The sequence below is a fragment of the Candidatus Propionivibrio aalborgensis genome, assembly GCF_900089945.1.
Classification (GTDB): domain Bacteria; phylum Pseudomonadota; class Gammaproteobacteria; order Burkholderiales; family Rhodocyclaceae; genus Propionivibrio; species Propionivibrio aalborgensis.
On record NZ_FLQY01000034.1, the window covers coordinates 1 to 6,852 of the forward strand.

8 protein-coding genes are annotated in these 6,852 nt (G+C 58.7%); 3 read left to right on the plus strand and 5 right to left on the minus strand.

From position 1 onward, the window contains the following. Window positions 1-45 precede the first annotated feature (45 nt). Both PROAA_RS02370 and PROAA_RS02375 read left to right on the plus strand, forming a co-directional pair. Window positions 46-1,209 carry a GGDEF domain-containing protein gene (locus PROAA_RS02370; protein WP_186409787.1) on the plus strand — a complete coding sequence of 388 codons (1,164 nt, stop codon included), beginning with the start codon at window positions 46-48 and terminating at the stop codon, window positions 1,207-1,209. Window positions 1,210-1,314: 105 nt separating this feature from the next. Beyond that, on the plus strand, window positions 1,315-2,517 hold the full coding sequence (locus tag PROAA_RS02375) for an MFS transporter (RefSeq protein ID WP_186409788.1): 1,203 nt from the start codon (window positions 1,315-1,317) through the stop codon (window positions 2,515-2,517). 29 nt (window positions 2,518-2,546) lie between these two features. Here the strand turns inward: PROAA_RS02375 and PROAA_RS02380 are convergent, their stop codons facing one another. Then, entirely contained in the window at window positions 2,547-4,022 is a 1,476-nt protein-coding gene (locus PROAA_RS02380; RefSeq protein WP_186409794.1) for a cobyric acid synthase, read from the minus strand. 192 nt (window positions 4,023-4,214) lie between these two features. On the opposite strand from PROAA_RS02380, the gene PROAA_RS02385 reads away from it, so the two are divergent. After that, the gene (locus PROAA_RS02385) at window positions 4,215-5,102 is read left to right on the plus strand and encodes a cobalamin-binding protein (RefSeq protein WP_245664125.1); all 888 of its coding nucleotides are present in this window, start codon (window positions 4,215-4,217) and stop codon (window positions 5,100-5,102) included. A gap of 6 nt (window positions 5,103-5,108) precedes the next feature. Here the strand turns inward: PROAA_RS02385 and PROAA_RS02390 are convergent, their stop codons facing one another. The 4 genes from PROAA_RS02390 to PROAA_RS02405 form a co-directional block, all read right to left on the minus strand. Further along, window positions 5,109-5,549 carry an HD domain-containing protein gene (locus PROAA_RS02390; protein ID WP_186409790.1) on the minus strand — a complete coding sequence of 147 codons (441 nt, stop codon included), beginning with the start codon at window positions 5,547-5,549 and terminating at the stop codon, window positions 5,109-5,111. Between the two features lie 65 nt (window positions 5,550-5,614). Beyond that, complete coding sequence (locus PROAA_RS02395; protein WP_186409791.1) at window positions 5,615-5,878, minus strand: Txe/YoeB family addiction module toxin; 264 nt, start codon at window positions 5,876-5,878, stop codon at window positions 5,615-5,617. Beyond that, window positions 5,875-6,117 carry a type II toxin-antitoxin system Phd/YefM family antitoxin gene (locus tag PROAA_RS02400; RefSeq protein ID WP_186409792.1) on the minus strand — a complete coding sequence of 81 codons (243 nt, stop codon included), beginning with the start codon at window positions 6,115-6,117 and terminating at the stop codon, window positions 5,875-5,877. Before PROAA_RS02400 ends, PROAA_RS02395 begins: the two co-directional genes overlap by 4 nt. A gap of 87 nt (window positions 6,118-6,204) precedes the next feature. Continuing rightward, window positions 6,205-6,852: sulfite exporter TauE/SafE family protein (locus PROAA_RS02405; RefSeq protein WP_186409793.1), on the minus strand; the 648-nt coding region annotated here is incomplete at its 5' end.

The following is a 6,852-nucleotide window of genomic DNA, read 5'->3' on the forward strand; positions in this document are numbered from 1 at the left end:
CCATATATGCTGTACAGTTTGTCGTATAGACAAAGAGCCGAAAGAATGACGACCAACACGCTTCTCCAATCGGAGAACTTCTCGCTTCGCCAGCAACTGGAAGCCTTCTTGCACGAGGCACGACAGAACGAAGACAAGATGCGCCGGTTTGATCAACTCGAGCGCAAGCTGATCGGCGCCAGCTCACTTCTGGAACTGGTTCACCTGCTGCTGACCGAATACAGGCTCGCGTTTGGAATTGAGTTTGTCACCCTCGCGCTGGTCGATAAGGACTATGAATCCACCCGGATCCTCGAAAGTGCGCATGGCAGCGATGCAGGTTTGAGCGGACTCACGCTTCTCCAGTCGCCCGTTCCGCTGGAAATACGCTATGGAAATGCACGCCATCCTTGCCTGGGAGCGTTCAATTCAGAGCAGCATCAGGGCATCTTCAATGCCCCTGAAGGAGCCATTTCCTCCGTTGCCCTCTTGCCACTTGCCCGTCATGGCGAACTGATCGGCAGCCTCAACTTCGGCAGTGCCAATCCTGATCGCTATGTCCAAGGTTGCGGGACGGACTTCCTTGAACGACTGGCTGAAGTCGTCGCCATCTGCATTGAAAGTGCACTTGCACAGGAACGCTTGAAACTGATTGGTCTGACCGATGTTTTGACCGGCGTACAGAACCGCCGTTACTTCGAACACCGTTGTCATGTGGAAATCAGCCAGGCGCGCCGATACAAGCATCCCTTGGCGTGCATGTTCCTCGACATCGACAAGTTCAAGCGCATCAATGACACGTACGGCCACCCATCGGGCGATGAAGTGCTTAAGAGCGTTGCCCTCGCCATCCAGTCCCAGCTCAGGTCGGGCGATACGATTGCCCGCTACGGCGGCGAGGAATTCGTTGCGCTTCTGCCGCAAGCCGAGTTGCATCACGCTCAGCAAATCGCCGAACGGATTCGCTGCAGCATCGCTGAAAAAGACTTGCGGGCGCTCGATGGTCAGACCATCAGGCTCACCATATCCATCGGGCTGTCCATGCTGCCTGTCGAAGATATGGTCGGCGAAGATCAGCAACTGGCTGACCGGCTGGTGGCTGCGGCCGACAAGGCGCTCTATGAAGCCAAGCACAGGGGACGAAACCAGGTTGTGTGCGATGGAAGCCAGCCGTCGGGTCCGGCACGGTCTACGCCCTGGCGTCGACTGCATGGCCTGTTTTCCTCTTGATTGAGACACACTCCCAGGAAGATTGCAGATCCGCAGTGTTGTGCCGGTCGCGGACCATGCTCCCATTTCGGAAACGTACGTGCAATGCAAAGCACGGATAGGCAAATGACAAGTGATGCCGGCACCAACTCTGCAGCAGGCCGGATTCCGGCTGGCGTATGGGTGCTCGGCTTCGTCAGCCTGCTGATGGATGTTTCCTCGGAAATGATTCACAGCCTGCTGCCCATGTTCATGGTCACGACTCTGGGAGCAAGCGCCCTCATGGTCGGATTGATTGAAGGTCTGGCCGAGTCCACCGCGCTGATCGTCAAAGTATTCTCCGGCGCCTTGAGCGATTACCTCGGTAAGCGCAAAGGACTGGCAGTTTTCGGATATGCGCTTGGCACACTGACCAAACCACTGTTTGCTGTCGCCGCTTCAACCGGCGTCGTGCTGACGGCGCGCCTGCTGGATCGCATCGGCAAGGGCGTGCGAGGCGCTCCGCGCGATGCACTGATCGCCGATATCACACCGACACACTTGCGCGGTGCCGCGTATGGCTTGCGCCAGTCCCTCGATACGGTCGGCGCCTTCCTCGGCCCACTTCTGGCGGTTGGACTGATGCTGCTCTGGGCAGACGATTTCCGCGCGGTTTTCTGGGTCGCAGTGATTCCCGGCGTGATGGCCGTCGCCCTGCTCTTTTTTGGCTTGCGCGAACCGGAGCAACAGCAGACTGGCAAACGAACCAACCCGATTCGCCGTGAAAACCTCGCACGGTTGGGCGCATCCTATTGGTGGGTTGTGGGTGTTGGTGCCGTGTTCACGCTGGCGCGCTTCAGTGAAGCCTTTCTGGTGTTGCGTGCCCAGCAGAGCGGTATCCCCATGGCCCTGGTGCCATTGGTGATGGTGGCCATGAATGTCATCTATGCGCTTGCTGCTTATCCCTTTGGCAAGTTGTCCGACAGTATGAGCCACGTCAGGCTGCTGGCGATCGGCTTGGCGGTGTTGATCTGCGCCGACCTGGTTCTTGCCACCAGCGACCATTGGGCTGTCGTGCTTGCGGGTGTCGCGTTGTGGGGAATCCATATGGGCATCACGCAAGGTCTGCTCGCCACGATGGTGGCTGATACGGCGCCTGCCGATCTGCGCGGCACAGCTTTTGGATTCTTCAATCTGGTCAGCGGAGTCGCCATGCTCATTGCCAGCGTACTCGCGGGCTTGCTATGGGACCGCTACGGCGCTACCGCCACATTCCATGCCGGTGCAATTTTTTGTCTCATCGCATTGGTCGGAGTGATTCTTCGGCCGAACGCCCGAAGCCTGAAATGAGACGTGTGGAAAATGTTTGCGGCCAACCGCTACGGTCGCTGCGTCCTGGTCTGCGTCGGCAGGGCAGGGAACCACTCGGCAAATAGACTCAAGTCCAGGCTTTCCTCCACGGCATCGGTCAAGCGATCCAGATCCTGTTCGCGCCGCTGATGCGGATCGAAGGTGGACGTCGGCTTGTGTCCGGCCCAGGCAAGCAGCGCCGCGAGCGCTTCCGGCGCATCGAACAAGCCGTGACAATAAGTGGCCAGTATCTTGCCGTCATCAGACAGTGCGCCGTCCGGCTTGCCGTCGAGCAGTGCCGCCGGTTTCGTCAGCGCCGCACCCTGCGTCACGCCCATGTGGATCTTGTAACCGGCGACGCTTGCTGTGCCCGACAGCGCCAGCGTTCCGCTGACGTTCTCCAGCGTCTTCTCCGCTGCCAGCGTCGTCTCATAGTCGAGCCAGCCGAGGCCGTTGATGCTGCACGGTTCGCCTTCCAGACCCAGCGGATCGTGCAAAGTCCGGCCAAGCATTTGCAAGCCGCCACAGATCCCGATCACTTTCCCGCCATACCGCAGATGACGGCTAATGGCCTCGTCCCAACCCTGCGTTCGCAACCAGGACAGATCGGCTTGCACGGCCTTTGAGCCGGGCAGAACGATGAGATCGCACGGTGGGGGTCGGTCGTTGGGGCCGATAAAACGAAAGTCGACTTCCGGGTGGAAACGTAAGGGATCGAGATCGTTGTGATTCGAAATGCGTGGGTAGGCCGGCGCGATAATGCGCAATTTCGTTGCCTTCGCGTCCTTGTCTTCGACTCCCCGCGGCAGCGCATCCTCGGCGTCGAGGTAGAGTCCGTGCAGATAGGGCAATACGCCCAACACCGGTTTTCCGGTGCGCTCTTCGAGCCAACGCAGGCCGGATTCGAGCAGGCCGATGTCGCCGCGAAAGCGATTGATCACAAAGCCCTTCACCCGCGCTTGCTCAGAAGCGGAGAGCAGATCGAGCGTGCCCACCAGATGGGCGAAAACACCGCCACGATCAATGTCGGCAATCAGGATCACCGGACAATCGACGGCCTCGGCAAAACCCATGTTGGCGATATCGCGATCGCGCAGATTGATTTCGGCCGGGCTGCCGGCGCCTTCAACCAGCACACACTCATATTGGGCGCACAAACGTTCGTAGGATTCGAGCACTGCCTTCATCGCACGCGGCTTGTACTCGTGGTAATCGCGGGCGTCGAGATCGGTCAGCGCCTTGCCGTGGATAATCACCTGCGCGCGCTTGTCGGTGGCCGGCTTCAGCAAGACCGGATTGAAGTCGGAGTGAGGCGCCAGGCCGGCCGCCAGCGCCTGCAATGCCTGCGCACGGCCAATCTCGCCGCCATCGACCGTCACCGCCGAATTCAGCGCCATGTTCTGCGGCTTGAACGGCGCGACGCGTACGCCACGGCGGTGCAGAATGCGGCACAGCGCAGCAACCAGCGTCGTCTTGCCGGAATCGGAGGTACAACCCTGAACCATCAGGGTGGGGGTTCTTGTTGTGCTGTTCGGTGCGCTTTTGGGTGCGCTGTCAGGGGTAGTGAGGGCGTTATTCATCGTAAAATCCAATTCTTGTGGCCCGCATTTTCTCACGCCTGCACTGCATTACTCCCACCTGATTTTTTTGCTCGTGCTTTCTCTCACTCTTCGGGCAATCAACCAATGGATTCCCCCATGCCGAAACACCTGTTCGTCATTGCTTGGCTCGCCGCTTTCCGGCTCTCCCATGCCGATGTTTCAGTGATTGACGACACGGGCGCCACGGTGCGTCTGGCACAACCAGCCCTGCGGATTGTCAGTCTGGCCCCGCACGCAACCGAGACACTGTTCGCTGCTGGCGCCGGTGAACATATCGCCGGCACGGTCGAATACAGCGACTACCCGGAAGCCGCGAAGAAACTGTCACGCGTCGGCGGCTATTCGCGTTTCGATCTTGAAGCCGTCGCGGCGCTCAAGCCCGACCTCATCGTCGCCTGGCAGAGTGGCAATGCTGCAGCGCATGTGGAGAAGCTGCGCGCGCTGGGTTTCCCCCTCTATATCTCGCAACCCAATCGAATTGAAGATGTGGCCAGCGAACTCGAACGCCTCGGCATACTCGCCGGCACCAGTACTGTGGGCAACGCTGCCGCCAAACAATTTCGCGAACGCTTGGCGGGGCTGCAGAAACGCTACGCCCAACGCCCGACGGTGCGAACGTTCTATCAGATCTGGAAACAACCGTTGATGACCATCGGCGCCAAACAGATCATCTCCGCCGTTGTAAGTCTGTGCGGCGGTGAGAACGTGTTCGCCGGACTCGAATCCTTTGCGCCGACGGTCACTGTCGAAGCCGTGATTGCCGCCAATCCCGAGGCCATCGTCGCCAGCGGCATGGGCGAATCGCGCCCCGAGTGGCTGGATGACTGGAAACGGTGGACGTCAATTACCGCCGTCGCGCGCGACAACCTCTTCTTTGTCCAGCCGGATTTGATCCAGCGTCATACGCCGCGCCTGCTGGACGGTGCCGAACGCCTCTGCCAGCACCTGGAAACCGCGCGCAGCCGCAGACAGACGACGCAATAGGAGAGATCAGCTTCCATCGCTTCCCTCAAGAGCGCAAATCGTATCCATCGCACGGTGGTATTTCTCGATGCGGTCATAATCGTGAGCCGTCGGATGCGCGATGCGTGACAGATCGCTGTTGTCGCGAAGGTCAGCGAGTTTCACCCGCCGGCCAATTGGGTTTGACGCCGCACGCAGGACGAATTCCTCGTAGGATTCGTCAACGCGTCTTGTTACAGAATCGATTGCCTCAAGCACCTGCTCGGAAAAACCCTCTGCACGAAGCATCTCAAGCGATACACCACAATCCTCAACGACATCATGCAGTACAGCGGTGATCCTTTCGTCGCTTGTTGACAGAGACAGCATCATCCGGAGCGGATGCAACACATAGGGTGCGTCTGCCTTGTCTAATTGGCCCTCATGCGTTTCTGCTGCAATCACAATCGCTCGCTCAAGCGTACTCATTTTTTGAACCTCCTTTGACGCTCAACGCGCGGCTTCAGGGGCTGCACCGCAGTATTGGGCCGCTCTCACTCGTAGTGTGTCCACATGCGAAGCACTCGAACCACGCGCTTTTTGCTGAAGGCCTCATAGACCAGGCAATGCTGAATGTTGATACGCCTTGAATAGGCACCGGCCAAATCGCCTACGAGCTTTTCGAATGAAGGTGGGTTCTGAAACGGGTCGGCGGCAAGGGCGACCAACAGTCCTTGTGCTTTGGCCTTCAGGCCGGCCGCACCCAGCTTCTTCGCATCTTTCACGGCATGCTTCGAAAAGACTACCTTCCAGCTCACCAGTCAAGTTCCTTGGCACTTTTGCCAAGCGGCTCGGCCATGCCCTCCTTGATGGATTCACGCATACCTGGAATCGAGAGCAGAGAGAGCGTTTCTTGAATTGCCTGCCAATCCTCAGTGGATAAAAGAACGGCGCTCGCTCGTTTTCCGGCAATGTGGATTGGCTGATGCGACTCAGCGGTCTGGTCAATGAGGCGATACAGATTGGCGCGTGCTTCGCTCGCAGTGAGGGTAGCCATTGTGGGTCTCCAAAACCCCGATGGTACGTATTTACGTACGCTTGATCAATTTGCGAATCAAGAGACTCAATGTCTGAGCAAATAGTTTCACTTTGCGCCCAGTGCCCTGGCAGCCATGTAGGCTCCGACAAGCAACATTGCGACGAAGAACCACTTACGGAATGTTTGAGGTTCAAGCTTGTCTCGAACGGTCTGGCCGATAAACATGCCTGCAAGTGCCGGGACGACTGCAGCGGCCGAGCCCAGTGCGAGACCTTGGGTAAAACCGCCTGCGGCACCAAGGCCGGCGGCAAGCGCCACCGTGGATACCGTGAACGACAAACCCAGCGCCTGAATGAGTTCGTCCTTCGTGAAACCAAGGGCGCTCAAGTAAGGAACGGCTGGCACGGCGAACACACCGGTAGCGCCTGTGAGCACGCCGGTGATGCAGCCAACGACAGGCCCAAGTATGGCCTCTTGCCGCGCGGGCACAGAGAGGCGCGGCAAGAACAGCCCGGCCAACGCGTAGATCGCCAGCACCGAGCCCAGCGCAAGCGAGGGCCAACGCGAACTGTTGCCCGTAAGGAAACCGATGCCGATCGCCGTGCCCATGCACACGAAGAGCATCATGACAAGGAGACGACGTGCAATGCGACCGAACGCGGGGCCTGCTGCGAGCTGCCAGATATTGGTGACTATTGATTCGGCACAATGAAGAATGAACTTTCTGATTATGCTGATGTCGAATTGCGATGG